This is a genomic window from Streptomyces sp. ISL-12 (genome assembly GCF_018614415.1).
Taxonomy (GTDB): domain Bacteria; phylum Actinomycetota; class Actinomycetes; order Streptomycetales; family Streptomycetaceae; genus Streptomyces.
Genome location: NZ_JAGGOO010000132.1, coordinates 19747 through 45089, shown reverse-complemented (window position 1 = coordinate 45089; position 25343 = coordinate 19747). Strand labels below are relative to the sequence as shown.

Below are 25343 nucleotides of genomic sequence, written 5' to 3'. Positions count from 1 at the left end.
GTGAGGACATGCAACCGTTTCTGTTCAGGCGCAGGCGTCCGTTGCCGCTGGACACACGCGCTCGGCGTACGTGATCCCGGTGAGGAATCGTCTGGCAGCCCAGCCGCCTCGGCGGGGGCCTTGCCGGACAGGGCGGCGACCCTCAGGTCGCCGGTCGGGCATCATTGCCCGGAAGTCTTCAGTGCCGCCAGAGACCCGGTCGGGGCCGACACCACTGCAGTTTCGCCCCTACCCTGCAATGGACGGTGAAGGCGAGCACCTAAGCAGCTTACCCTGACGTGAGGGCAGAGTGCGAGTTGCGGCTTGTGAAGCGCAGGTAAACAGCGCACGAGGCCCTGTGATTGTTCTCACGTAGAGTAGTTCACTTAACGGTTTCGAAGCCCCGGCAGACCGAACAGAGGGAGATGGCAGGACGATGACGGAACAGCGGCACATGCAGATCGGCGAGGTCGCCGAACGGACCGGTTTGTCGCTGCGCACCATCCGTCACTACGAAGAAGTCGGCCTCGTTATTCCCTCGGCCCGCAGCAAGGGCGGTTTCCGCCTCTACACGGAGGCCGATGTCGAACGGCTCATGGTGATCCGCCGCATGAAGCCGTTGGACTTCTCCCTTGAGGAGATGCGGGACCTGCTGGACATCACCGACCGGCTCGCTGCTCCCGATGAGGCCCCGGCCGGCGAGGAGAGGGAGCGGTTGCGGGAGCGGCTGGACTCCTACCGGAAAGTGGCCGACGCGCGCTGCGAGACGTTGCGCGCGCGCCTGACGATGGCCGAGGACTTCGCCGCCACTCTGCAGCGAAGGCTCGAGACCGACTCCGGCAGGAAGCGGCCGCAACGGTAGAGCGCGAGGATGGGCCCGCACCTCCCGAAGTGAGGCCCTCCCTCGCTATGGGCGTACGGCGGACCCGGTCGATGGTCAGTAGGCCCACCAGCGTCCGGTGGACGGCTGGGGCTCCCAGCGCTCCGCCCCGTCTCCGTCAGTCTTGCGCGCATAGGCTGCCTTGATCTGCCCGCCGGCGACCGTGCAGAAGCGGGACCAGTTGCCGCAGGCGTCGACTCTCTCGAACCCGATGTCTCCGGTGTCCGTGCGTGTGGCTCGGCCGGCGGTGAGGATCATTTCGGACTCGTCGCTCATCTGCAGCAGAAAGAGACCCACTGCTCCGCCCTTCTCCTTTCCCTCGGCGCCCGCGTCAGCGGCACCGCCACGTGCCCGTCAGCGGGCTGCGGAAACCAGCCGTGTCCTCCGCCGTCGAGGGGACGACGACGGAAGACGGCAGTGGCCGTCCCGGCCCGGAAGGTGTGCAGCCGCTTGACACTGCCTTGCTCATCGATTCCTTCCAGGACGATCTCGCCCTCGGTCGTGCGACCGACAGCGGCCCCCTCGACGGCCGCGTCGTGGCCGTCGGCGTGCCGCAACATGAAGACCGGCACGATCACGCTGTCCGCCGGCTCAGGCGCCGACCGGAACCCACGGCAGGTCCTCCCAGACCTGACGCAGTTCCGTGTAGCGGCGATCCCGCAGTTCTGCAAGAACGTCACGCACCTCGGCCCGGGCAACGGCGGCGGCGATCAGCAGGTCGTGCTTGGTGACCGCGCCGTTGGCGAACACGCCGGCCAGATGGTCTGCGATCTCGATGCGGGTGACATCTTCGGTCATGGCTCTCCCCAGGTGTGAAGTCCGAGCGCGCTCGCAGGCATTACCTCGCGGCACTGGTCGGGGCAGCCCGACGGGCGGCGTTTGCACTGTTCCCGGGCCGCCCTTCACCACAGGCTCGGGCACGGCCCGGGAACAGCACTCGAAAGCAGACCGACACTGTCGGCGAGCCCCTCTACTCTAACGCAAGGGTAGAGTCGAATGGCAAGCTTCACTCCTTCGGGAAATCAAGTAGTGGTCATGGCCTGGCCTCGAAGGGCGCAGCCGATGCACTGCCCGCTCGATTGAACACTGCCATATGGGGAGGGTGTGACAGACTTCGCCAGCGCGGTGACCCACTGATGCGCGCGGTAAGCGGCTGTTGGTCAGGGATGCAGCAGGTGCAGCCGCCCCGGTTGGGCTTCCATGCGCAGCGGGGCGCGGACGTCCCGCGAAGGTGTGCCGTCGATGTCCAACCGGTAGGCACCCCAGGCCCGTTCGAAGCGCAGTCGCCGGACGCGGCGAAGACCGAAGGCGTCACCTCGCACTTCCAACTGCCCCTCGCCGGTCAGGCGGATGCCCAGTGGTTGTTCACCGGGGGCGAGGATCTTCTCGTTGTCGAGGATGAGCCGGGCATTGCCGGGGTGCGGCTGCAGTGCCACAAGTGCATTCTCACGCACCGCCACAACGAAGTCCCCATCGGCGAGGTGGATTCCGATGACCGGTCTACGGTGGCCCCGGAAGGAGTTCGGCTCGCCACCCGGCGCCCCTTCCTGCGGCTCCATCAGCAGCGGAATCCGCCACAGGGCCGCGGCCCGCATGGCCTGCTCCGGCTGCGGCCCGCCGGCATGCACCAGCAGCTCGACCCGAGGTCGCGCCGGGCTTCGGTGCCCTGCGTCGCGTTCGCCGGCTTCGGGAACCGGACTCAATTCCATCGACCGGATGCCGTGTTCGTTCAAGTGGTGACGCAGCCGCTTCGCCCTGTCCCGATCGGTTCGGTTCCAACCGCGCAGGACCCCCAGGGGTGGTGACGGGGACGGCAGCGTACGAGCCAGGCGAGCAGCGACCGCAGCCAGGTGCCGCATGTCGGACGTCTCGCCGGTACAGGAAGCGCCGGAGTGCGAAGCGGAGGACGGCATGCGGGCTCCTTGTCTGCGGGCTGAGGACCGGGCATGCGTCGGGGAGCGGCGCCCGCAGCAGTGCCCGGAGGAAACCGGGCCCGCGAGACCGCTTCGGTCACGCCAGAACCTGGCCTCGCGGGCTGCGGCCGACGGCCGCCTCGGGGCCGCTGCCGAGCCCCGCCTTTGTGGCCCGAGGCGGGACGCAGGACATCGGCGCCGACCGTTCATCCCTAACCTAACGCGAGAGTACGCACGCTGTGAAGCCCATTCCTGACTGACAGGATTGGCTTCCTATTCTTACGTACGAGTAGATTGCCTCTGTCGATGGATCCACTGGACAGGTCACCATCGGCACGGCAGTCCCGGGACGGTCCTCCATGCTGCTCATGGCCCGGGACTGCCGCCCTGCCCGCCGCTAGCGCAGCCGCGCAGCGGGGTCGGACGTGAGCCAGCCGCGGGTCCCCCAGAAGTCGACTGCCCGGCAGATGGTGCTCAGGGCGCGTTGATCGCGGTCGCTGCCGCCACCCCAGTGCCCCTGACACCAGTCAGCCAGCCGGTCGGCGGCGCCCTCCTGTTCCAACACGCCAAGCCTTTGGTGAGAGCCCAAGTGCGTACCCAGCAGCAGCATCGCGGTGGCGTCGGGCTGACCGGAGGCTTCACCCATGAAGGCAGCGATCGCCTGCCGGACGGTCGGCACCGTCGACGGTGAGGGTGCGGCTTTCGACCGAGGGGGTCGTGGGCGCGGAGGAGTGCGCGGTTGCCTCGGTTCGCCCTGGACTGCGGCCGGCTTCGTTTCGGGCGTCGACACGGGCCGCGGGGCGGGTGGCGAGGCAGTCGAGGTCGCGGGCAGCTCGGTGGTCACCTCCGCGTCCGGAGTGGCAGAGGCAGCGGCTCCGAGGCAGGCCGCGACGTAGTCGCTGGGCACGGGGATGTTCTGGGAGGTGGATGTCTCCAGTGCATCGGCGTCGCATATGCGGCACAGGGGAAGTTCGCGCCAGCCGATGATGGACAGCTGTGTTCCACGTGAGTGCCGGGTCATGGCCTGCGGCCGGTGAACGATGTCCTGACCGCCGCAGTTCACGCACCGGAGTCCGCCCCGCATCCACTGCTCGCCGCACCTCAGGCAGGTGACCCGGATGTCATCGTCCGCGGGGGTCCCGCGTAGTTCTTCTGCCTCCCCGCAGGCAGGACAGGCTGTCACGCTCGCCATGATCCTCCACCTCCTCCCTGGACGACGCCTTAAAGCCTACCCTCACGTGAGGGTAGGCTGACTGTGCTGAAGGGCTGTGCGTCGGCCGACGCCGGGACTCAGGGAGCCACAGCCGCAGCACCTGCCTACCGTGCATACGCGGCTCGCTCTACAGCCGCTCCGGTGGGCCAAGTCGCTCACGGCACCTGATCGTGGGCGGCGATGAGGTGGGCGAGGTGGGCGTCGGGGAACTCGCGCTGGAAGGAGTTGGCCTGCCAGCGGTCCGGGAAGAGGGCGAGCTGGGCCTTGTCGCGCAGGCGGGTGAGTGCTTCCCCCTTGACCAGGCGGGAGCGGTTGAGCGCGTCGGCGCCGGCCGTGTCGGTGGCCCGGGCCAGGTGGTACGGGAGGCTCTCCAGCCTGACAGCAGCGGAGAATTCCCCAGCCATCCGTGCGCTGACAACGTCGAACTGCATGGGGCCGACAGCTGCGAGTACCGGTGCCTGGTCCCCGCGCAGGTCGGAAACGAGGACCTGGACGACCCCTTCCTCGTCCAGTTGCGCGATGCCGCGCCGGAACTGCTTGGAGCGGCTGATGTCGACGGGACGGACCACCGCGAAGTGCTCGGGCGCGAAGGTGGGCATCGGCGGGAAGACCGCGGCCTGGTCGGCGTACAGGGTGTCGCCGACACGCAGGGCGGCGGCGTTGACCAGGCCGACGACGTCGCCGGGGTAGGCGATGTCGACCATGGAGCGGTCCTGGCCGAAGACGCTGTGGGCGTACTTGGTGGCGAACGGTTTGCCGGAGGCGGCGCGGGTGACGGTCATGCCCCGTTCGAAGATGCCGGAACAGACCCGCATGAAGGCGATCCGGTCGCGGTGGGCGGGGTCCATGTTGGCCTGGACCTTGAACACCAGCCCTGAGAACGCGGCGTCGACCGGCCGCGAGCCGCCGCCCGCCAACTCGCGTGGACCGGGGGCCGGGGCGAGGTCGACGACGGCGTCGAGCAGCAGCCGCACGCCGATGTTGGACACGGCAGCGCCGAAGAACACGGGGGTGGAGCGCCCCGTCAGGAACGTCTCCTGATCGTGCACGGCACCGTCGACCCGCAGAAGGTCCAACTCCTCCAGCGCCTTGCCCCAGTCAGCGCCTTCCTCCTGGGCCGCCTGATCGGCCGGCACCGTCTCCTCGACCGCTTCGTGCGCACCGCCGGGGCTGCGGGTGTAGCGGAGCATCCGTCCCGGTTCGCGTACGTCGATCAGGCCACGCAGGTATCCCGCGTCGCCGATCGGCCAGGTGATGGGGGTGGGCTTGAGGCGGAACTCGCGCTCGATCTCGTCCAGCAGTTCCAGGGCCTCGCGGCCGGGCCGGTCCCACTTGTTGATGAACGTGATGACCGGGATACCGCGGTGGCGGCAGACGTCGAAGAGCTTGCGGGTCTGCTCCTCCAGCCCCTTGGCCGCGTCGATCAGCATCACCGCGCAGTCCACGGCGGCCAGCACCCGGTAGGTGTCCTCCGAGAAGTCCGCGTGGCCGGGCGTGTCCAGGAGATTCAGCACGCACCCGTGATGTGCGAACTGCAGCACGGCGGAGGTGACCGAGATACCGCGGGCCTTCTCCATCTCCATCCAGTCCGAGGCCACCCCGCGCCGTCCGGACTTGCCGTGCACCGCGCCCGCCTCGGTGATCGCCTGGGCATGCAGGGCGAGAGCCTCCGTGAGCGTGGACTTGCCCGCGTCCGGGTGACTGATCACCGCGAACGTGCGCCGACGCGCGGCCTCGCCGGCAGCCCACTCGCTGTTCGGGCTCATCGTGCCGCCTTCCGGCCGACCGCGTCGGCGTCCATGAGCCGGGCCAGGTGTCCGTGCAGGGAGTGGGCGAATTCCTCGGCGGACGCCAGCTGGCGCCGCAGATCGCCACACCGCGCGTCGGCCTCCACCCAGTACGTGCGTAGTCGTGCCACCAGTTCCTCGTGTGCTTGCTCGTCGGTCTCGGGCAGCGGCTCGCCACCGTCCGGAAGCTGTTCCAGTACGTCCAGCACGGCTCGTACGTCTTCGAGGCAGAAGCCCAGTGGGCGCATGCGCCGGGCCAGCGCCAGGCGGCGCACCTCGGCCTCGGTGTAGAGACGGAACCCGCCGGAGCTGCGCTCGCTGGGAGCGACCACACCGACGTCCTCGTAGTGGCGGATGGTGCGCAGGGAGAGTCCCGTGCGCTCGGACACCTCGCCGATCTGCATCAGTCTTCCGCCCATGGCTCACCGCCTCGCTCGATGTGCTGGCACCGTTGCCGACTACAACGCTACCCTCTCGTTAAGGTAAGTTCGCAAGTGCGTGGAGCGGTGGCAACCCTGGACAGATTGCCGTCGTCGTCACTGGCAGCGTCGCCCCACCCACCTCGGGGTGACGCTGCCGTCCACGTGCACCACTGCCGGCCAGATCCGCCCGGAATCGCACCACCCCACTCTGGAGCTTTCCCAGCCATGCGTATGGGTGTCCTCACGTCCAGTGACGACTGCCCCGGCCTGAACGCCGTCATCCGGTCCGTCGTGCACCGTGCCGTCGTCGACCACGGCGACGAGGCCATCGGCTTCCGGGACGGCTGGAAGGGCTTCCTGGAGTGCGACTACCTCAAGCTCGACCTGGACGCGGCCGACGGCATCCTGGCGCGCGGCGGCACCATCCTCGGTTCCTCCCTGGACCATCCCGAGCACCTGCGCGACGGCGTCGAGCGCGCCCGGGGACACCTCGGGGAACTCGGCCTGGACCCGATCACCCCGATCGGCGGCGAGGGCCCGCTGAAGGCGGCCCGGCTGCTGTCCGACAGCGGCCTGCCGATCGTGGGCGTGCCGAAGACCATCGACAACGACATAGCGGTCACCGACGTGACCTCCGGCTTCGACACGGCCGTGACCGTCGCCACCGAGTCCCTGGACCGGCTGAAGACCACCGCCGAGTCCCACCAGCGGGTGCTCATCGTCGAGGTCATGGGGCGGCACACCGGCTCACCTGCGCGGCGGCGGCTACACGGCCGCCTTGGCCGGCCCGCCCCGCTTTCGCCTGCACCGCAGCCTGACAGAGCCCAATGAGGCCCGCGTCCCGGGCTGCCTGATCACCGCCGCGTTCGACACCGACGGCCCCGAGCGGCAGCGCCATCTCGTCGACGGCCTCATCGCCGTCCAGCCTGAGGACGGCGGCCATCCCGGCGCGATCTCAGCGCATTTCATGCTGAGCGCCGACGGCAGCCGCGTACTGCTGTACACCGAGTGGACCACCCCAGAGGCCCACCAGGAAGCCGCCGAAGCCGGGGACCACGACAAGGCCCACGCCATCATGTCCGACACGCCCGGCGTCCGCCTCACCCACGGCGGGCGCTACCGCCTCCACCGCTCGCTGGCCATGCCTCAACGCTGACCGCAGGAGGGATGCCCGGCGCCGGTCACGGATGGATGCGCTGAAGCCAGCCGTGGGGGTGGGACGTAATGCCGTACCGCTCAAGGTCTCGGCGCACGTGGAAGGCGCGCCCCTGATCCGTGGTGAGCCAGTCCTGGATGGCCGGCACGACGCCTCCGGGCATGCCTTCGGGGCGCAGTTGCGGAACATCGACGATGCCGTCCTCGACGACGAAGCAGCCGCCGGTGGCGACGAGTCCGGAAAGGTGTTGAAGCGCGGCGTAGGTGGTGCGGTAGGTGTGAGCGGTGTCCTCGACGACGAGGCACCGGGCGCCGGACGGGACGTGCCGGGACACGGCTTCGGTGACACCCGGATCGGTGACGTCCGCCTCGACCAGAACGATGTCCTTGTCGAAGTACGGATCCGCGTTCCGCAACAGCGTCGCAACCCGGTCCTGGGCAGTGTCCACGGTGACGACGCGAATGTCTTCGGGCACCCGGCCGTAGGCGGCCAGCGTGCGCAACCGGTCCCGGAACCACAGCGCGGACCCGCCCAGATGCGTTCCCAACTCGACGACCACCTGCGCGCGGGAGAGCCACAGCAAGTGTTCGAACATACGCAGGTCTTCGGGGAACTTCTTGATGCGCAGTCCTGCGTAGACGTCGCGCACGTGCTGGCGTTCTCGTTCCTTCCAGTACTGCAGGAGTCTGCCTTCGGGCACCGCCCGCACCTGCGGAGGGAGTTCTGCTGCGGGTCTACCGTCCATGTCGCTTCGTTGCTCGCTCATGGCTCTCCTCTCCCTCCCTGGAGCACAGGATGTGGCTGTTGCTCGCAGGCCGCCGTTCCCCGTGCACGGACAGCCCTCGAAGGACGCGGGTGCTCAGTAGCACCACCACGGTCCAGTGGCCGGCTGAGGCACCCAGCCATAGCCGCCGCCGTCCACCGGAGCCTGGCGGAACACCGCGGACACCTCCTCGGCCCGGTAAGTCCTCAGCCGAACAGCCGGGCCGAACCGGTCGGTGCGTTCGAGGACGATCTCTCCCGCTGCGGTTCACCCAGCGGCATCCGCGTCGATAACCGCCTTCTCACCACTGGCGAGCTGCAGCATGAACAGAGCCACGATTCCCCTTCACATCCGAGACAGCCGGCCGACGCACGGGCGCGGCTCCGAATCGGACGGCCTCCACGGGCACCCAACTGGCCAAAGCGCAACCGCGACAGAGCTGACGTGGGCATCTCCCGGAGCAAATCGTCTCGTCCAGCGTCGAACACTACCTTAACGCAAGTGTAGTGTTACCTCACAGTCGAGACGCAACCATCGACAAGCCGCTGCTTACTAGTCTTGTCGTCCAGGCCGCGAAGTCGTCATCTATTACGCAACGTGAGGGTATGCTGTAGTGGGTGGCGCCGCGGAAGAGACCGGCGACGCACCGCCTCGCGGCCCGGGACCCGTATCCCCGTGCGGTCCGGAGCCGCGACCGTACGCCCCGAGGTCGGACACCCGCCCGTTTCCTGGGCCCCGGGGCGTCGGCACCTCCCTCCCTGCCGTCGCGTCCGAGTTCCGAGTCCCGCATACTGCTCGACTGCACCAGGCAGGCCACGAACCACCCCCGAAGGACTCTCGGATAGCGTCAGGGTATGAGTCATCCGCATCCAGAACTCAAGTCTGCCCCGCCGCTGCCTGACGGAGGGCTGAGGGTCACCGCCTTGGGCGGTCTGGGCGAGATCGGTCGCAACATGACCGTTTTCGAGCATGCCGGCAAGCTGCTGATCGTGGACTGCGGCGTGCTGTTCCCGGAGGAGAACCAGCCCGGCGTAGACGTGATCCTTCCTGACTTCACATCGATCCGGGACCGCCTGGACGATGTCGTGGCCATCGTGCTCACCCACGGCCACGAGGACCACATCGGCGGCGTCCCCTACCTCCTCAGGGAGCGCTCCGACATCCCCGTCGTCGGGTCGAAGCTCACGCTCGCCTTCATCGAGGCAAAACTCAAGGAGCACGGCATCAGGCCCCGCACGGTTCTCGTACGAGAGGGCGACCGACGTGGCTTCGGTCCCTTCGACTGCGAGTTCGTGGCCGTCAACCACTCCATTCCGGACGGGCTCGCGGTGGCCCTGCGGACGGGCGCCGGCCTGGTGCTGCACACCGGCGACTTCAAGATGGACCAGTTCCCCTTGGACGACCGCATCACCGACCTGCGGGCGTTCGCCCGGCTCGGTGAGGAGGGCGTCGATCTCTTCCTCACCGACTCCACCAATGCCGAGGTGCCCGGGTTCACCACGTCCGAGCGGGAGCTGAACCCGGCGATCGAGCAGGTGATGCGCACCGCGCCCAGGCGGGTCATCGTCTCCAGCTTCGCCAGCCATGTGCACCGCATCCAGCAGGTCCTGGACGCCGCTCACCAGTACGGCCGCAAGGTGGCGTTCGTGGGCCGGTCGATGGTCCGCAACATGGGCATCGCCCGCGAGCTGGGCTACCTCCGCGTCCCGTCCGGTCTGGTGGTCAGCACCAAGGAGCTGGAGAAGCTGCCGGACCACAAGGTCACCCTGGTGTGCACCGGCTCCCAGGGCGAGCCGATGGCCGCGCTCTCACGGATGGCCAACCGCGACCACATGATCCGCGTCGGCAAGGGCGACACGGTCCTGCTCGCCAGCTCCCTCATCCCCGGCAACGAGAACGCCATCTACCGGGTGATCAATGGCCTCACCCGGTGGGGCGCCCACGTCGTCCACAAGGGCAACGCCAAGGTGCACGTCTCCGGCCACGCCAGCGCCGGCGAACTCGTCTACTGCTACAACATCGTCAAGCCTCGCAATGTCATGCCCGTGCACGGCGAGTTCCGGCACCTGCGGGCCAACGCGGACCTGGCGATTCGTACCGGTGTGGACCCCGAGCGGGTCGTCATCGCCGAGGACGGTGTCGTCGTCGACCTCGTAGACGGTCGCGCCTCCATCAGCGGCAAGGTGCCCGCGGGCAACGTGTACGTGGACGGCATGGAGGTCGGCGGCGCGACCGAGGCGTCCCTCAAGGACCGCCTCACCCTCGCCGAGGAGGGTGTCGTCACCGTCGTGGCCCTCGTGGACGCCGACACCGGCGCGCTGGCCGAGCCGCCCGACTTCCTGGCCCGTGGCTTCGTGCACGACGAGACCACTTTCGAGCCCGTCGTCCCCGTCATCGAGAAGACACTGGCCACCGCTGCACAGGAAGGCGTCGGTGACGCGCGCCAGCTCGAACAGCTCATCGCCCGCGCCGTGGCGAACTGGGCGTTCCGCACGCACCGCCGCAGGCCACTGGTCATTCCCGTCATCGTCGACGCCTGACAGGGGCGCGTTCCACATCGCCCCGGGCCGGCCCTGCTGCCAGGCACCGTCCCGGGGCCAGTTTTTCCCAGCGCACGGACGTCAGAAAGGTGAACGGATGAGTCTGCGTTTCGAGGAGATCGACTGGCGGGAGACGCCGATCGGTGACATCAGTCTGCGAAGGCGCCGCCATCCGGCGACGGGCGAGGATGTCTACGAGGTGAAACTGGGCGACGAGTTCCTGATGTCCAGCCTCTTCACGGCCGGTGAGGTCGCGCTGGCCGAGCTGGGGCTGGCGAGGCTGCCGGATGTCCGGCTGGACGTGGCCGTCGGCGGACTCGGGCTGGGATACACCGCCCGGGCGGCGCTGGACGATCCCCGGGTGGGCACGCTCACGGTGATCGACGCACTCGCCGAAGTCATCGACTGGCACCAGCGCGGCCTGGTCCCCCTCGGCACCGCACTGACCTCGGATGCGCGCTGCCGACTGGTACATGGGGACTTCTTCGCGCTGGCCGCCGATCCCGGTGGTTTGGACCCGACGATGCCGGGCCGTCGTTTCCACGCCGTCCTGCTGGACATCGACCACTCACCGCGCCATGTGCTCGACCCCCGCCATGCGGCCTTCTACCGGCCTGCCGGCCTTCGTGCCCTGGCAGCGCATCTCCACCCGGACGGGGTGTTCGCCCTGTGGTCGAACGATCCGCCGGACGAGCAGTTCACCTCCGCGCTCGCGGACGCCTTCGCCGCACCGCAGGCTCACGTCGTCACGTTCGACAACCCTCTCCAGGACGGCACGGCAACCAACACCGTGTACGTGGCGCGCAAGAAGTAGCCGCCTCGGCTGCGGCCTACCGAGGAGCGAACAGTCGATCGAGGTGGTAGCCCAGTAATTCCGTGGCAGCTTGAGCCGTGCGCCGGCCCACCAGGACACTCGTGCCGAGCCCGTGGCTCAGGGCGAGCAGGCGGGCCGCCTCGGCGCCCGGATCCGCCTTCCGGTCGAGCACGCCGTCGCTCTGCGCCTGCCGCAAGAGCTCGGCAAGTTGTGTTTCCAGGCGGTTGGGTCCTTCGACGAAGGGTTGGGCGGCCAGCTCCGGGTCGGTCATCGCCAGCATCGCGCACGAGGTCCACAGGAGGTGGAAGGTCCGGCTCGCCTCATCGGTGGGCAGGGCCTCGGCGAGCAGTGCCTCGACCCGTTCGCGCGGACTCTGCGGGCCGTGCTGGGCGGCGAGGCGGACCGCCCACCGGGCGTGGCTGTCCTCTTCCAGCTGCCGCAGCGCGGCGAGCAGCAGCTGCGCCTTGGTCTCGAAGTAGTACTGAACGAGCCGGACCGATACGCCCGCCTCCGCGGCGACCGAGCGCATCGTCACGGCGTGCAGGCCGGAGCGGGTGGCAAGGCGGACCAGGCCATCGATGATCTGGGCCCGGCGCTGGGCATGGTCGGCGGTCCTCGGCACGCTCGTCTCACTCTCCCCTGACGTTTTGGTACGGCGTATCATAACGGTCCACGCGGCTCGGTGAGGGTGGCCGCGCCCGACCGGTGAACGTCTGGGGAGGCTGGGTGACGTGACGAAGGACAACGCGGCGCCGGAGGGAAGCATGGTGCGGGCTCCCGGCGCCGGGCTCCGTCGCGCGGCCTGGGTCCTTGCTCTGGCCTGTGCCGCGCAGTTCATGGTGGTGCTGGACGTTTCCGTGGTGAATGTCGCGCTGCCGTCGATCCGCGCTGCCCTCGGCTTCACGACGGCGGACCTGTCGTGGGTGGTCAACGCGTACGGGCTCGCGTTCGCGGGGCTGCTGCTGCTCGGGGGCCGCCTCGCCGACATCCTGGGGCACCGGCGGTCCATCGTGCTCGGGCTGGCGTTGTTCTCGGGCGCGAGCCTGGTGGGTGGGCTGGCCGCGTCGCCCGGAGCACTGATCGCGGCCCGCGCGGCGCAGGGCGCCGGCGCGGCGCTGCTAGCCCCGGCGACGCTGACGGTGCTGACCGGCACGTTCCCCGAAGGGGCCTCGCGAACGCGCGCCTTGGCGGCCTGGACGGCGGTCGGGGTCGCGGGGGGCGCTGCGGGCAACCTGATCGGCGGCGCGCTGACCGAGTACCTGTCCTGGCGGTGGATTCTGCTGGTCAACGTGCCTGTCGGAGCCGTGGGTGCGCTGGCGGGCGTACGGCTCCTGCAAGGCAGGCCGGCCGGCGGGTCGCGCCCACGCCTTGACGTTGTGGGGGCCGCGCTGGCGACCGCCGGGATCACCGCGCTCACCTTCGCCCTGGCGCAGGTGGAGTCACGCGGCTGGAGCGATGCCCTCACTGTGGGGGTGATGACGGTGGGGCTGCTCGCTCTGATGGCCTTCGCCTGGGTGCAGGCCCGTGTGGCACGCACTCCCCTGGTGCCTCCGCACCTCCTGCGGATCCGCTCGGTGGGCGTGGGCAACCTGATCCTGCTGCTGACGGGAGCCTGCCTCGTCCCGATGTGGTACTTCCTGTCCCTCTACATGCAACAGGTGCTGCACTACGGCCCGTTGCGGACGGCCGTCGGCTTCCTGCCGCACACCCTGGTGACCACGGCCGTGAGCGCCCGCCTCGCGCCACGCCTGATGGAACTCGCGGGCCCGCGGATCCTGATCATCACCAGTGCCGTCGTTTCGGCAGCCGGGTTCTGGTGGCAGAGCCGGATCAGCACCGGCAGCGGCTACGTCGACGGGGTGCTGGGTCCGGCACTGGTCGTCTCGATCGGCACTGGGCTGCTGCTCACGCCGATCACCACCGCGGTCACCAGCGACGTCGGTCCGGCAGACGCGGGGGCGGCGTCCGGACTGATGAACACCACCAAACAGGTCGGCGGTGCCCTCGGTCTCGCCGGCCTGTCCACGCTCGCCGCGACCGACGTCGCCGGCGCGCAGGCGCTCACCGCGGGATACGCGCGGGCGTTCCTGGCCATCGCGATGGTCCTGGCCGTCACGGCCGTCGTCGCGCTCGCCCTGCCGCGCCGCCCTGGGCGGACCGGTTAGGCCGGTTGCGTGGCAGGCTGGGCGAACTGGGCCGCGTAGAGCCGCGTGTATGCGCCGCCTGTCGCCAGCAGTTCCTCGTGTCGGCCGCGTTCGACAATGCGTCCCTGCTCCATGACCAGGATGGTGTCCGCGTCGCGGATCGTGGAGAGGCGGTGGGCGATGACGAAGCTGGTCCGGTCGGTACGCAGGTCGGCCATGGCGTGCTGGATCAGCACCTCGGTGCGGGTGTCGACGGATGAGGTGGCCTCGTCGAGGACGAGGATGGACGGTTTCGTGAGGAAGGCGCGGGCGATGGTGAGGAGTTGACGCTCCCCGGCGCTGAGGTTCGCTCCGTTCTCGTCGAGGAGGGTGTCGTAGCCGTCGGGCAGGGTGCGGATGAAGTGGCCGGCGCGGGCCGCCGTCGCCGCCGCGACGATCTCCTCGTGTGTGGCTCCGTCCCTGCCGTAGGCGATGTTGGCGGCGATCGTGCCTTCGAAGAGCCAGGTGTCCTGGAGCACCATGCCGATGTGGTGCCGCAGTTCGGCACGGGAGAGGTTGCGGGTGTCGATGCCGTCGAGGGTGATGCGACCGCTGGTGGGTTCGTAGAACCGCAGCAAGAGGTTGACCAGGGTGGTCTTGCCTGCGCCGGTGGCGCCGACGATGGCGACGGTTTCCTGCGGTGCGACGACGAGGTCGAGGTTCTCGATCAACGGTTCGTCCGGTTCGTAACGGAACGACACCTCCTCGAACTCCACCTTGCCCGAAGCCTCCGGGAGCCGCTGCGGTTCCCTGGGGTCGGGAGTCTGTTCGTCCGCGTCGACGAGTTCGAAGACCCGCTCCGCGGAGGCGACGCCGGACTGCACGATGCCGACCAGGGCGGCTGCCTGGGTGAGGGGGTTGTTGAACTGCAGGGTGTAGGTGATGAACGCCTGGATCTCGCCGACCGTCATCGCGCCCGACGCCACCCTCAGCCCGCCGACCACGGCGACGGCCACGAAGGTGAGGTGCCCGAGGAAGGCCGTGGCCGGCTGAATGATGCCGGACAGGAACTGGGCGCGGTGGGCGGCCTCGAAGACACCGTGGTTGCGCTGGTCGAAAATTCGCTGTGCGTCCTCGCCGCGGCCGAAGAGCAGTACTTGCTCGTGCCCGGTGAACATCTCCTCGACATGGGCGCCGAGTTCGCCGGTGGCCCGCCACTGCTCGGTGAACTCCGGCTGGGAGCGGCGCCCCAGCCACCTGGTGACCACCGCGACCACCGGCAGGGACGCCACCGCGATCAGGGTGAGCAGCGGTGACAGCCACAGCATCATCCCGAGGACGCCGACGACGCTGAGCAGCGACACGGCGATCTTGGTGAGGAGCTGCTGGAGGGTGAGGGCGATGTTGTCGACGTCGTTGGTGAGCCGGGAGACCAGGTCGCCGCGCGGGCGGCGGTCGAGGTAGCTCAGGGGCAGAACGGTGAGCTTGGCGGACGCCTGCTCACGCAGACGGTAGGCGGTGCGCTGGCCGATGTCCTGAGCCAGCCGCCCGCGGGCGAAGGCGCAGGACGCGGAGATGACGACCAGGACGGCCGCCACCGCGAGCACCCGCCCCACTCGCCCGAAGTCCACTCCGTCACCTGCGGCGCCCCACACGATCAGGTCGGTCGCGTGCCCGAGGATCATCGGCACCGACACGGTGAGCGCCACGCTCACGACACTCAGCGCCAGGCACAGGACCAGCAGACGCCGGTCGGGGCCCATGGCGCGCAGCAGCCGCGCGGCGGAGCGGCGGAAGTCCTGGGGCTTCGACGTGCTCGGGGCATCGGCCGTCATACGGCCGCCTCCTCTGCGGTCATCTGGGAGAGGGCGATCTCCCGGTAGGTCGAGCTGGTGTCCAGCAGTTCCTCGTGGGTGCCGCTCGCTTCGATCCGGCCCTCGTCCAGGACGACGATGCGGTCGGCGTGGCGGACGGTGGACACCCGCTGGGCGACGATCACGACCGTCGCCCCGGCGGTCCGGCCGGTCAGCGCGGAACGCAGGCGGGCGTCGGTGGCCGCGTCCAGCGCGGAGAAGGAGTCGTCGAAGAGGTACACGTCCGGCCGGGCCAGCAGCACCCGCGCGATGGCCAGGCGCTGACGCTGCCCGCCCGACAGGTTGCCGCCGCCCTGCGCGACCGGTGCGTCGAGCCGTTCCGGCAGGGCCTCGACGAAGTCGCGTGCCTGCGCCGTCTCCAGCGCCTGCCAGAGCTCCTCGTCGGTCGCTTCCGGGTGTCCGTAGCGAAGAGTGGAGGCGATGGTGCCGGAGAAGAGGTACGGCTTCTGCGACACCAGTCCGACCGTCGCCGCAAGCGTGGCCCGGTCCGTCTCGCGTACGTCCGTGCCGCCGACGAGGACCTGCCCGTCGGTCGCGTCGAACAGCCGGGGCACCAACTGGAGCAACGTCGTCTTGCCACTGCCGGTGGATCCGACCACCGCGACCGTCTGACCGGGGCTGGCGGTGAGCGAGACCCCGCGCAGTACCGGTTCCTGCGCGCCCGGGTAGCGGAAGCCGACGTCACGCAGTTCCAGGTGGCCGGGCTCGGGCAGGACGGTGACCGGTGTGTCGGGCAGGATCAGGCTGCTGCGGGTCTCGAGTACCTCACGGATGCGCGTCGCGCAGACGCTCGCCCGGGGCGAGAGGAGGAACGCCATCATCGCCATCATCACGGCCTGCAGGATCTGCGTGAGGTACTGCAGGAACGCGATCAGTGTCCCGGCCTGCATGCCGTCCTCCGCCACCCGGTGCCCGCCGAACCAGAGCACCGCGATCCCCGAGAACTCCAGGATCAGCATGCCGGTCGGCATCCCGAACGCCTGGATGCGCCCCAGCCGCAGCCCGACGTCGAGCAGATCCCGGTTGACCTCGGCGAACCGCTCCTGTTCGTGCCGGTCGCGCACGAAGGCCCGGACGACCCGGATCCCGGTGATCTGCTCCCGCACCACCTTGGTGACCCGGTCGACCCGGCGCTGCAGGGAGGCCGACAGCGGCATCTGCCGGCCGAAGATCACGCCCATCGCACAGGTCAGCACGGGCAGCACGACCACGAGCAGCAGCGACAGCTCCGCGTCCAGCCCCACCGCCATCACCAGCGCGCCCACGCCCATCACCGGAGCCGCAACCACCAGCGTGAACACCAGCAGGACCAGGGTCTGGATCTGCTGTACGTCGTTGGTGGCCCGGGTGATCAGCGAGGCCGCACCGAAGCGTTCCACTTCTCGTACCGAGAACGTCTGGACCCGGGCGAAGAGCTGCGCCCGCAGGTCCCTGCCCAGCGCCATCGCCGTCCGCGCGCTCAGGTGGACAGCCACGCCGGCACACGCCATCTGCACCAGCGTCACACCGAGCATCACCCCGCCGACCTGCAGGACGTGCCCGGTGTCGCCGGTCAGGACCCCGTGGTTGATGGCGTCCGCGTTGAGCGTCGGCAGATACAACGTCGCGGTGATCTGCACGAGCTGCAGCACGGCGATCAGGGCGACGTCACGGGCGTAGGGACGGAGTCCGGCGGTCAGCAGCCGGAACAGCACGGTCACGCCCACTCACCCCCGCCCGGGGCGGCCTGGTCGGGTGTTCCGCTGTGAGCAGCGAGATGCATGGCGACTCCGGACCGAGCGAGCAGAAACGTCACTGAGTGGCAGTATGCCATGAGGAGCACAGATGCATCAGAGGCTTTTTCCCTCGGAAGGCTTAGAGTGACGTGCATGGCGACCCCGACCTCCGGCTCCTCCGCCGTCGACAGCGCGGCCGACCGCACTCTGCCCCTGCGCGAGCGCAAGAAGCAGCGCACCTTCCGCTCCCTGGCCGACGTGGCACTCACGCGCTTCACCGAGCGGGGCTTCGACGAGGTGACCCTGGACGAACTCGTCGACGAGGTCGAGATCTCCAAGCGGACCTTCTTCCGCTACTACTCGTCCAAGGAGTCCGTGGCCCTCGCCGCGGAGGCCGAGCTGTGGATCGCCTACGTGGACGAGTTCACGGCGACCGATCTGCACGGCGACGTCCTCACCGCCCTACGGACCGCCCTGACCACGGCCATCACCGGCATGGACGAGGACTGGCCCCGCCGCTTCCTGGCCACCCGCCGCCTCGCCGCCGGCCACAGTGGCCTGCGCAGGCACAGTCTCGTCATGGCCAGCCACCACCAGGAGCAGATCGTCGAGCAGCTCGAAGCCAAACTCGGACGCGATGGCCGCGAGGACATACGACTGCGCCTGCTCGGCGAAATCGCCTTCGGCGCCTACCGTGTCGGCGCCAAGAACTGGACCGCGGGCCGCGGCAAAGGCGCTGGCCAGCGAGGCAAGGGCGGCCGTGCGACACTCGCCGCCCGCGTGAGCGAAGCGTTCGACACCATTCCCGACGCGATCACCCTGACCACCGGCTGACGGAGCACAAGGCGGGCCGACCCCATCGCACCGCGCCTCGCAGACCAGCAAGCCCGAGAAGCGAAGCAACAGCGCTGGGAAGCCGCCATGCAGGAGGCCCGCGTCGCATACGCCCACACCTACCGCGCCAAACAACTCGAAGAACAGTCGGGCATCTGGCACCAGGCCAAGCGCCTGACCGAATACGTCACAACGGTGCGCGACGGGGTCACCTCACTGCCGCCCGGGCTGGAAAGGACCGAGATCGAGGAGTGGCTCACGTTCGCAGACGCCCATCTTCAACGCCTCTCCCAGTCCACCTCGACACCGAAACTACCCACGCCGCCGAAGCCCAGCGGCGACGACCTCAAGCCCTTTCTCGGCCATTGGAGCCCTTACGGCCCCCACTCCTACTGAGCCCAAAACGGAGCATATTGAACACGACTTCACCAAGAGCAGGTAAAGGACAAGTCTTCTCGGGCCACACCCGACGCGGCGTCACCTGCGGAGACGAACGCCTGACGCCCCATCAGAACGAGCGTCAAATGAGCGTCACGAGCGTCATTTCAGCGTCAAGATATCGCCCGTAACGCCCACAACGCACATAATGCGCGCGTAAGAAACCGCAGGTCAGGAGCCCTTCGCGGCCGGTTCAAGGATGGCGACACACTCCACGTGGTGGGTCATCGGAAACAGATCGAACACCCGCAACATCCGCACCCGATACCCCCCGCTCCGGAAGTACCCCAGATCCCGGGCCAACGCCGCCGGATCGCAGGCCACGTACGCGATCCGCCGCGCGCCCAGCGACGCCAGGTGTTCCACCGTCTTCCGACCGGCACCGGCCCGTGGCGGGTCCAGGACGACCAGGTCCACTTCGGAGATCCCCGTGCGCGGCAGGACCGCCTCGACCTTGCCCTGCTCGATCCGTACCCGGTCGAACCCGGCGAGGTTGTGCCGCGCGTCCTCCACCGCCCGCTTGCCGGACTCGATGCCCAGGACCGCGCCCGTGTCGCCGACACGGTCGGCCAGGGCGCCGGCGAAGAGGCCGACACCGCAGTACAGGTCGAGCGCCATGTCGCCCTTGCGCGGCAGCAGGCCCTGCATGACCGCCGTCACCAGGGTGTCGGCGGCCTTCGGGTGGACCTGCCAGAAGCCGCCGCTGCCGACGCGGTAGGTGCGGCCGTCGGCGCGTTCGCGGACGAAGGGGCGGCCGTGGACGCGGTGCACGCCCCCGTCCTTCTCCCCGACCCGCATGACCGACACCGGCCGGTCCAGTTCGACCAGGGGCAGCCGCGCTCCCGGCCGGGGCGTGAGGATCACCTGGCGGTCCTGGGAGCCGGAGGCAGCGATGGCCTCCACCGACTCCATGCCCGCCCAGTCATGCTTCTCGACGCCCAGCTCGGAGACGCCCGGCGCCGCGATCATGCAGTGGTCGATCGGCTCGACCTCGTGCGAGCGGTGGCGGCGCAGTCCCGCGTTGCCGTCGGCGTCCACGGCGTACTGCACGCGCGTGCGCCACGCCGGGACCTCGCCGGCGGGGAGCTTGTCGCCCTCGGCCGGCATCACCGTACCGTCCCAGCCGGCCTCCTCGGGGGTGAGGCCCGCGAGCCGCTTCAGCTGCTCGGCGACGACCTCGCCCTTGAGGCGGCGCTGGGCGCCCGGCTTGGCGTGCTGCCAGTCGCAGCCGCCGCAGCGGCCGGGGCCGGCGAAGGGGCAGGGGGCCTCGATGCGGTCCTTGGAGGCGTCCAGGATCTCGACCGCGTCCGCGCGCAGGAAGCGGGCGCCCTCCTCGCCCTCGGTGACCCGGGCCACGACCCGCTCACCGGGCAGCGCGTGCCGGACGAACAGCACCTGGCCCTCGGCGGTGCGTGCTACGCAGTGGCCGCCGTGGGCGACGGGGCCGACCTCGACCTCGTACTCCTCCCCTACCAGCGACCCGGCCGGCGACGTGTTCTGTTCTGCCTGCATGGCGGGGTGACTCCAGTGAAAGGGGACGAGTGACGACAACAGCCGACCAGTCTACGTCGACTGCGAGGACTCCTTGGCCCGGTCGTGGTGGTCGTGGGCCGGGCCGCGCCGGACCGCGCCGGGCGCGTTCCAGTCCTGGCGCTTGCGGGCCCGCCGCTTGGCGGCCTCGGAGGACTCCAGCTGGTAGGGGACGGAGGTCACCATGACGCCCGGGGTGAACAGGAGGCGGCCCTTGAGCCTGAGCGCGCTCTGGTTGTGCAGCAGGTGCTCGTACCAGTGGCCGACCACGTACTCCGGGATGATCACCGACACCGCGTCGCGCGGCGACTCCTTGCGCAGACTCTTGACGTACTCGATCACCGGGCGGGTGACCTCCCGGTACGGCGAGTCCAGCACCTTCAACGGTACGTCGATCCCGCGCCGTTCCCACTCCTCGCGCAGCGTCTTGGTCTCGGCCGGGTCGACGTTGACGCTGAGCGCCTCCAGGCTGCCCGAGCGCAGCAGCTTGGCGTAGGACAGAGCGCGCAGCGCCGGGCGGTGGATCTTGGAGACGAGGACGACGGAGTGGACGCGGGAGGGGCGGACGACGTCATCGGTGTCGGGACCCTCGGGCGGTGCGATCTCGTCGGCCACCCGGTCGTAGTGCCGGCGGATGGCGGTCATCGTGGCGTAGAAGATGCACATGCCGAGCAGCGCGACCCAGGCGCCGTGCGTGAACTTGGTGAAGAGCACCACGACCAGGACCAGGCCGGTGAAGAAGGCGCCGAAGGCGTTGATGCCGCGGGAGCGGACCATGCGGCGGCGGGCGGCCTGGTCCCGTTCCGTGGCCAGGTGGCGGTTCCAGTGGCGGACCATGCCGATCTGGCTGAGCGTGAAGGAGACGAACACGCCGACGATGTAGAGCTGGATCAGGCGGGTGGAGTCGGCGCCGTAGATCCAGACCAGGAGCATGGCGGCGCCGGCCAGGAGCACGATGCCGTTGGAGAAGGCGAGGCGGTCGCCGCGGGTGTGCAGCTGGCGGGGCAGGTAGCGGTCCTGGGCGAGGATCGAGCCGAGCAGCGGGAAGCCGTTGTACGCGGTGTTCGCGGCGAGGAAGAGGACGAGCGCGGTGGCGGCGGCCAGGACGATGAAGAGGAAGCTGCCCTTGCCGAAGACGGCCTCGGCGACCTGGGAGATCACCGGGTTCTGGACGTAGTCCGCGCCGACCGCGACGCCGTTGTGGATCAGGTCGGCGGCCGGGTTCTCGGCCATGTGCACGTCGGTCGCCATGGCCAGGCCGATGATGCCGCAGAACATGGTGACGGCGAGCAGGCCCATCATGGCGAGGGTGGTCGCCGCGTTCCTGGACTTGGGCTTGCGGAAGGCCGGGACGCCGTTGGAGATCGCCTCCACGCCGGTGAGCGCCGCGCAGCCGGAGGAGAAGGCGCGCAGCAGGAGGAAGATCAGGGCGAAGCCGGCCAGGCCCTGGTGCTCGGGCTTGATCTCGTAGTCCGCGGTCGGGGCGTGCATGTGGTCGCCGAGCACGGCGCCGCGGAACACGCCCCAGACGATCATGATGAAGACGCCCGCGACGAAGACGTACGTCGGGATCGCGAAGAGCTTGCCCGACTCCTTGACGCCGCGCAGGTTCATCAGCGTCAGCAGCACGATGACGGCGAGGGCGCAGAAGACCTTGTGCTCGACGACGAACGGGATCGCCGAGCCCAGGTTCTCGATGCCGGAGGAGATGGAGACGGCGACGGTCAGGACGTAGTCGACCAGCAGCGCGCTGGCCACGGTCAGGCCGGCCCTCGGGCCGAGGTTGGTGGTCGCCACCTCGTAGTCGCCGCCGCCGCTCGGGTAGGCGTGGACGTTCTGCCGGTAGGACGCGACCACGGTGAACATCAGCACGACCACCGCGACGGCGATCCAGGGGCTGAAGTGGTACGCCGACACGCCCGCGATGGACAGGACCAGCAGCACCTCGCCAGGGGCATATGCCACGGAGGAGAGCGGGTCGGAGGCGAAGACGGGGAGGGCGACGCGCTTCGGCAGGAGGGTCTCCCCCAGCCGGTCACTGCGCAGTGCGCGCCCGATCAGAATCCGCTTGGGCACGTCGGTCAGTTTGGACACAACAGAGGATCGTAAGCGTTCGAACGGGGGGTCGCCCACCCGCCACCCCCGCCGCGGCCGTCCTCTGCTCTCCGGGTGAATTCACAGGGCCGTGCGGCTACGGATTCCGCAGGTGACGGGCTTGGTGTGCCTATATGACAAAACTCGTTCCACCCATGCGAATCTCGCCACTTCAGCGGCCCTTCGCCGCCGTCCAGGAGGCCGTATGCCCGCGCACGCAGAGCTGATCGGTGCCCTCGCCGCACTCGTCGGCCTCGGATTCCTCACCCGTGCAAGCGTGCGCAGCATCGGGCGCCGCCGGCCCCCGGCCCGGCCGTAGCCCGCAGCGGTGACCCGAAGCCCGCGGCCCCGTCGCCTCGGAGTCCTGGACGACCCGAGCGCCCGTGCCCTCCCCCGCCCCGCACCCCGCCGATACGTTGGTCCCGGACGGGGGAACCCGGCGTCCCGGGCCCCTGGAGGGGTCAGGGCCGACGGTCACCGGCATGATGGTCCCCCGCGGCCCGCGCACTGGCCGCACCATGCCGCCAGGTGAGCCGAAAGAGAGACATGAGCACGACAGAAACGCAGGTCGGAAGGCCTGTCCGAAGGCCCGCAGGAAGCACGGTGTGACGCGATGCATATTGTCATCATGGGCTGCGGGCGCGTGGGCTCCGCTCTCGCCCACGCCCTGGAACAGCAAGGGCACACGGTCGCCGTGATCGACCAGGACCCCACCGCCTTCCGCCGCCTGGGCTCCTCGTTCGGCGGCCGCCGGGTCACCGGCGTCGGCTTCGACCAGGACACCCTGCGCGAGGCCGGCATCGAGGAGGCCGGGGCCTTCGCCGCCGTCTCCAGCGGTGACAACTCGAACATCATCGCCGCCCGGGTGGCCCGCGAGATGTTCGACGTCGAGCACGTCGCCGCGCGCATCTACGACCCCCGCCGCGCCGAGGTCTACCAGCGCCTGGGCATCCCCACCGTCGCGACCGTCCGCTGGACGGCCGACCAGATGCTGCGCCGCCTGCTGCCCTCGGGCGCCGAGCCGCTGTGGCGCGACCCCACCGGCGGGGTCCAGCTCGCCGAGGTGCACACGGCGGCCTCCTGGGTCGGCCACAAGGTCAGCCGGCTCCAGGACGAGACCGGGGTGCGGGTGGCGTTCCTCACCCGGCTCGGGGAGGCGATCCTGCCCAGCTCGCAGACGGTGCTGCAGGAGGGCGACCTGGTGCACGTGATGATGCGCACCGACGAGGTCGACAAGGTCGAGGCGGCGTTCGCCAAGGGTCCCGAAGAGGAGGGCGGTCACTGATGAGGGTCGCCATTGCCGGAGCCGGCGCGGTCGGACGTTCGATCGCGGGCGAACTGCTGGAGAACGGGCACGAGATCCTGCTCATCGACAAGGCGCCGACCGCCATCTCGGTCGAGCGCGTGCCGATGGCGGAGTGGCTGCTCGCGGACGCGTGCGAGATCACGTCCCTGGACGAGGCGGCGCTCCAGCGCTGCAACGTCGTCATCGCCGCGACCGGCGACGACAAGGTCAACCTGGTCGTCTCCCTGCTGGCCAAGACCGAGTACGGCGTTCCGCGCGTCGTCGCCCGGGTGAACAACCCCAAGAACGAGTGGCTGTTCAACGAGTCCTGGGGCGTGGACGTCGCCGTCTCCACGCCGCGGCTGATGTCGGCCCTGGTCGAGGAGGCGGTGAGCGTCGGCGACCTGGTGCGGCTGCTGCGCTTCAGCCACGGCGACGCGAACCTCGTGGAGCTGACGCTGCCGGAGGAGTCCGCGCTGGCCGGCACGCGGGTCGGCGATGTGCAGTGGCCCGAGGACACGTCCCTGGTCACCATCATCCGCGGCACCCGTGTCCTGGCGCCGTCGCAGGAGGACTCGCTGGAGTCGGGCGACGAACTGCTCTTCGTCGCGGCGCAGGACCGGGAGGGGCAGCTGGAGGACCTGCTGTCGGCTCGGCGGGGTGGCTCCGCCGGCTGAGCGGGGCCGGGGGCGCCCGGAATGCTCCGGGCGCCCCCGGCCTGCGGTATTACGTCAGTCGCGGGTGCGTCGTGGCTGGTCGCCCACGCGGCGGAGCCGCATATCCGACACAGCCCCGCGCCCCTCACGGGGCGCTGTCGTCACCCCTTGCGGTGGCGGCCGCCCTCGGGATGCGTGCCGAGGGCGGCCCGCTCCGCCTCCTCGGCCTTCTCCGCAGCCTCCATCTCCGCGAACACGTCGATCGGCGCGGGCGCCTTCGCCAGGAAGACCCAGGTCAGCCAGACGGCGAGCAGGAAGGGCGGGATCTTCAGGGCCACCAGGACCCAGCCGAGCTGCGTGGTGTCCGCCCACCAGTACAGCGGGAAGAGGATCGCGCACTTGGCGAGCAGGATCAGCCCCCAGGCCCAGCTGGCCTTGGCGTACGCCTTCTTGCGGCCCGGGTTGCGGGTGCGCCAGGAGAGGTTCTCCTTGAAGACCGGGCCGAGGATCAGGCCGATCAGCGGGACACCGGCGAGCGTCGTGATGATGTACGCCAGCCCCAGCGCGCACGTGTAGAGCATGCCGGGGAGGTAGAAGTCCTTGGCGTTGCCGGTCATCATCGCGAAGACGACGCCGAAGGCCACCCCGAAGACACCGCTGAAGGCGTGCTTGACGGTGCCCTTCATCGCCAGGCGGACCACGACCAGCACGACCGACACGGCCAGCGCGGCGATCGCCGACATGCGCAGGTCCTTGTTGACCGTGTAGATCGTGACGAAGAGCAGACCCGGCAGAACCGTCTCGATCATGCCCCGCACGCCGCCGAAGGCTTCGAAGAGGGCGGCCTCCGTCACCGCCCGCGCGTCGTCCGCTCCCGTGTCCTCAATGTCCTCAGTCGGCTTGTCGAGGGACGTCACCGGCTACTCCCGTCCGAGGGGTCGCAGTTCGTACTTGGGGTTGAACAGCACCCGGCGGCCCCGGCTCATGGAGATCCGGCCCGATGCGATGAGCTTGCGTCCCGGTTCTATGCCCGTGATGGAACGCCTGCCCAGCCACACGACGTCCAAAGCCGCGGAGCCGTCGAACAACTCGGCCTCCAGCGCCGGGACTCCCGCCCGAGGGCGCAGCGTGACCGTGCGCAAGGTACCAGTAACCGAGACGATCTGCCGGTCCTGGCAGTCGCCGATGCGGGTGCAGCCGGTGGTCTCCGCGTCCTCCCGCAGCTCCTCCGACTCCAGGTCCTCCTGCGAGGAGGAGAGCCGGTCGAACATGCGCCGGAAACGGCCCACCGGCTTGTCGGGACGAGGAACAGCGCTCATACCTGAAG

23 protein-coding genes and 1 pseudogene are annotated in these 25343 nt (G+C 69.5%); 10 read left to right on the top strand and 14 right to left on the bottom strand.

What is annotated here, in order from left to right; all coding sequences use genetic code 11:
* Nucleotides 1–415: 415 nt before the first annotated feature.
* Complete coding sequence (locus J7I94_RS31695) at nt 416–841, top strand: MerR family transcriptional regulator (RefSeq protein WP_215172684.1); 426 nt, start codon at nt 416–418, stop codon at nt 839–841.
* Nucleotides 842–916: 75 nt separating this feature from the next.
* On the opposite strand, the gene J7I94_RS31690 is transcribed toward J7I94_RS31695, so the two are convergent.
* The 6 genes from J7I94_RS31690 to J7I94_RS31665 form a co-directional block, all read right to left on the bottom strand.
* Nucleotides 917–1156, bottom strand: a complete 240-nt coding sequence (locus tag J7I94_RS31690) for a hypothetical protein (protein ID WP_215172680.1) — start codon at nt 1154–1156, stop codon at nt 917–919.
* A gap of 294 nt (nt 1157–1450) precedes the next feature.
* The gene (locus J7I94_RS31685; protein ID WP_215172678.1) at nt 1451–1657 is read right to left on the bottom strand and encodes a hypothetical protein; all 207 of its coding nucleotides are present in this window, start codon (nt 1655–1657) and stop codon (nt 1451–1453) included.
* 362 nt (nt 1658–2019) lie between these two features.
* The gene (locus J7I94_RS31680) at nt 2020–2592 is read right to left on the bottom strand and encodes a hypothetical protein (RefSeq protein ID WP_215172676.1); all 573 of its coding nucleotides are present in this window, start codon (nt 2590–2592) and stop codon (nt 2020–2022) included.
* A gap of 577 nt (nt 2593–3169) precedes the next feature.
* Nucleotides 3170–3451 (bottom strand): hypothetical protein, encoded by a 282-nt coding sequence (locus J7I94_RS31675; protein WP_215172674.1) that lies wholly within the window; start codon nt 3449–3451, stop codon nt 3170–3172.
* A gap of 689 nt (nt 3452–4140) precedes the next feature.
* The gene (locus J7I94_RS31670) at nt 4141–5751 is read right to left on the bottom strand and encodes a peptide chain release factor 3 (RefSeq protein WP_215172672.1); all 1611 of its coding nucleotides are present in this window, start codon (nt 5749–5751) and stop codon (nt 4141–4143) included.
* The gene (locus J7I94_RS31665) at nt 5748–6191 is read right to left on the bottom strand and encodes a MerR family transcriptional regulator (RefSeq protein WP_215172670.1); all 444 of its coding nucleotides are present in this window, start codon (nt 6189–6191) and stop codon (nt 5748–5750) included. Before J7I94_RS31665 ends, J7I94_RS31670 begins: the two co-directional genes overlap by 4 nt.
* Nucleotides 6192–6419: 228 nt before the next feature.
* On the opposite strand from J7I94_RS31665, the pseudogene J7I94_RS31660 reads away from it, so the two are divergent.
* Both J7I94_RS31660 and J7I94_RS31655 read left to right on the top strand, forming a co-directional pair.
* Nucleotides 6420–6941: pseudogene (locus tag J7I94_RS31660) on the top strand (6-phosphofructokinase); the annotation flags it as partial.
* A gap of 31 nt (nt 6942–6972) precedes the next feature.
* Entirely contained in the window at nt 6973–7350 is a 378-nt protein-coding gene (locus tag J7I94_RS31655; RefSeq protein ID WP_215172668.1) for an antibiotic biosynthesis monooxygenase, read from the top strand.
* A gap of 25 nt (nt 7351–7375) precedes the next feature.
* Here J7I94_RS31655 and J7I94_RS31650 read toward each other — a convergent pair whose 3' ends face one another.
* The gene (locus J7I94_RS31650) at nt 7376–8116 is read right to left on the bottom strand and encodes a CmcI family methyltransferase (RefSeq protein WP_215172666.1); all 741 of its coding nucleotides are present in this window, start codon (nt 8114–8116) and stop codon (nt 7376–7378) included.
* Between the two features lie 851 nt (nt 8117–8967).
* Between J7I94_RS31650 and J7I94_RS31645 the strand changes: the two genes are divergently transcribed.
* Nucleotides 8968–10653, top strand: coding sequence for a ribonuclease J (locus tag J7I94_RS31645; RefSeq protein ID WP_215172664.1), 1686 nt, complete (start codon nt 8968–8970; stop codon nt 10651–10653).
* A gap of 97 nt (nt 10654–10750) precedes the next feature.
* Entirely contained in the window at nt 10751–11467 is a 717-nt protein-coding gene (locus J7I94_RS31640; RefSeq protein WP_215172662.1) for a spermidine synthase, read from the top strand.
* Between the two features lie 16 nt (nt 11468–11483).
* On the opposite strand, the gene J7I94_RS31635 is transcribed toward J7I94_RS31640, so the two are convergent.
* Nucleotides 11484–12089: a TetR/AcrR family transcriptional regulator gene (locus J7I94_RS31635; RefSeq protein WP_215172660.1), complete on the bottom strand. Its 606-nt coding sequence runs from the start codon at nt 12087–12089 to the stop codon at nt 11484–11486.
* 109 nt (nt 12090–12198) lie between these two features.
* On the opposite strand from J7I94_RS31635, the gene J7I94_RS31630 reads away from it, so the two are divergent.
* Nucleotides 12199–13632 (top strand): MFS transporter, encoded by a 1434-nt coding sequence (locus J7I94_RS31630; protein ID WP_308114781.1) that lies wholly within the window; start codon nt 12199–12201, stop codon nt 13630–13632.
* On the opposite strand, the gene J7I94_RS31625 is transcribed toward J7I94_RS31630, so the two are convergent.
* Nucleotides 13629–15425 (bottom strand): ABC transporter ATP-binding protein, encoded by a 1797-nt coding sequence (locus J7I94_RS31625; protein ID WP_215172658.1) that lies wholly within the window; start codon nt 15423–15425, stop codon nt 13629–13631. The genes J7I94_RS31630 and J7I94_RS31625 overlap by 4 nt on opposite strands.
* Nucleotides 15422–17158 carry an ABC transporter ATP-binding protein gene (locus J7I94_RS31620; protein ID WP_215172688.1) on the bottom strand — a complete coding sequence of 579 codons (1737 nt, stop codon included), beginning with the start codon at nt 17156–17158 and terminating at the stop codon, nt 15422–15424. Before J7I94_RS31620 ends, J7I94_RS31625 begins: the two co-directional genes overlap by 4 nt.
* A gap of 174 nt (nt 17159–17332) precedes the next feature.
* On the opposite strand from J7I94_RS31620, the gene J7I94_RS31615 reads away from it, so the two are divergent.
* Together J7I94_RS31615 and J7I94_RS31610 are read left to right on the top strand one after the other, a co-directional pair.
* Nucleotides 17333–18013: a TetR/AcrR family transcriptional regulator gene (locus J7I94_RS31615; RefSeq protein WP_215172657.1), complete on the top strand. Its 681-nt coding sequence runs from the start codon at nt 17333–17335 to the stop codon at nt 18011–18013.
* Between the two features lie 87 nt (nt 18014–18100).
* Nucleotides 18101–18409 carry a hypothetical protein gene (locus J7I94_RS31610; RefSeq protein ID WP_215172656.1) on the top strand — a complete coding sequence of 103 codons (309 nt, stop codon included), beginning with the start codon at nt 18101–18103 and terminating at the stop codon, nt 18407–18409.
* 213 nt (nt 18410–18622) lie between these two features.
* On the opposite strand, the gene J7I94_RS31605 is transcribed toward J7I94_RS31610, so the two are convergent.
* Both J7I94_RS31605 and J7I94_RS31600 read right to left on the bottom strand, forming a co-directional pair.
* Nucleotides 18623–19963 carry a class I SAM-dependent RNA methyltransferase gene (locus tag J7I94_RS31605; protein WP_215172655.1) on the bottom strand — a complete coding sequence of 447 codons (1341 nt, stop codon included), beginning with the start codon at nt 19961–19963 and terminating at the stop codon, nt 18623–18625.
* 51 nt (nt 19964–20014) lie between these two features.
* On the bottom strand, nt 20015–22075 hold the full coding sequence (locus J7I94_RS31600) for an APC family permease (protein WP_215172654.1): 2061 nt from the start codon (nt 22073–22075) through the stop codon (nt 20015–20017).
* 613 nt (nt 22076–22688) lie between these two features.
* On the opposite strand from J7I94_RS31600, the gene J7I94_RS31595 reads away from it, so the two are divergent.
* Together J7I94_RS31595 and J7I94_RS31590 are read left to right on the top strand one after the other, a co-directional pair.
* Nucleotides 22689–23360 (top strand): TrkA family potassium uptake protein, encoded by a 672-nt coding sequence (locus J7I94_RS31595; protein WP_189421006.1) that lies wholly within the window; start codon nt 22689–22691, stop codon nt 23358–23360.
* Nucleotides 23360–24037, top strand: a complete 678-nt coding sequence (locus J7I94_RS31590; protein WP_215172653.1) for a TrkA family potassium uptake protein — start codon at nt 23360–23362, stop codon at nt 24035–24037. The genes J7I94_RS31595 and J7I94_RS31590 overlap by 1 nt, the downstream gene beginning before the upstream one ends.
* A gap of 140 nt (nt 24038–24177) precedes the next feature.
* Here the strand turns inward: J7I94_RS31590 and J7I94_RS31585 are convergent, their stop codons facing one another.
* Nucleotides 24178–24933 (bottom strand): DUF3159 domain-containing protein, encoded by a 756-nt coding sequence (locus tag J7I94_RS31585; RefSeq protein WP_215172652.1) that lies wholly within the window; start codon nt 24931–24933, stop codon nt 24178–24180.
* A 3-nt stretch (nt 24934–24936) separates the two neighbouring features.
* A complete protein-coding gene (locus J7I94_RS31580) occupies nt 24937–25335 on the bottom strand; it encodes an OB-fold nucleic acid binding domain-containing protein (RefSeq protein WP_215172650.1) in 399 nt (132 codons plus the stop codon).
* Nucleotides 25336–25343 lie beyond the last annotated feature (8 nt).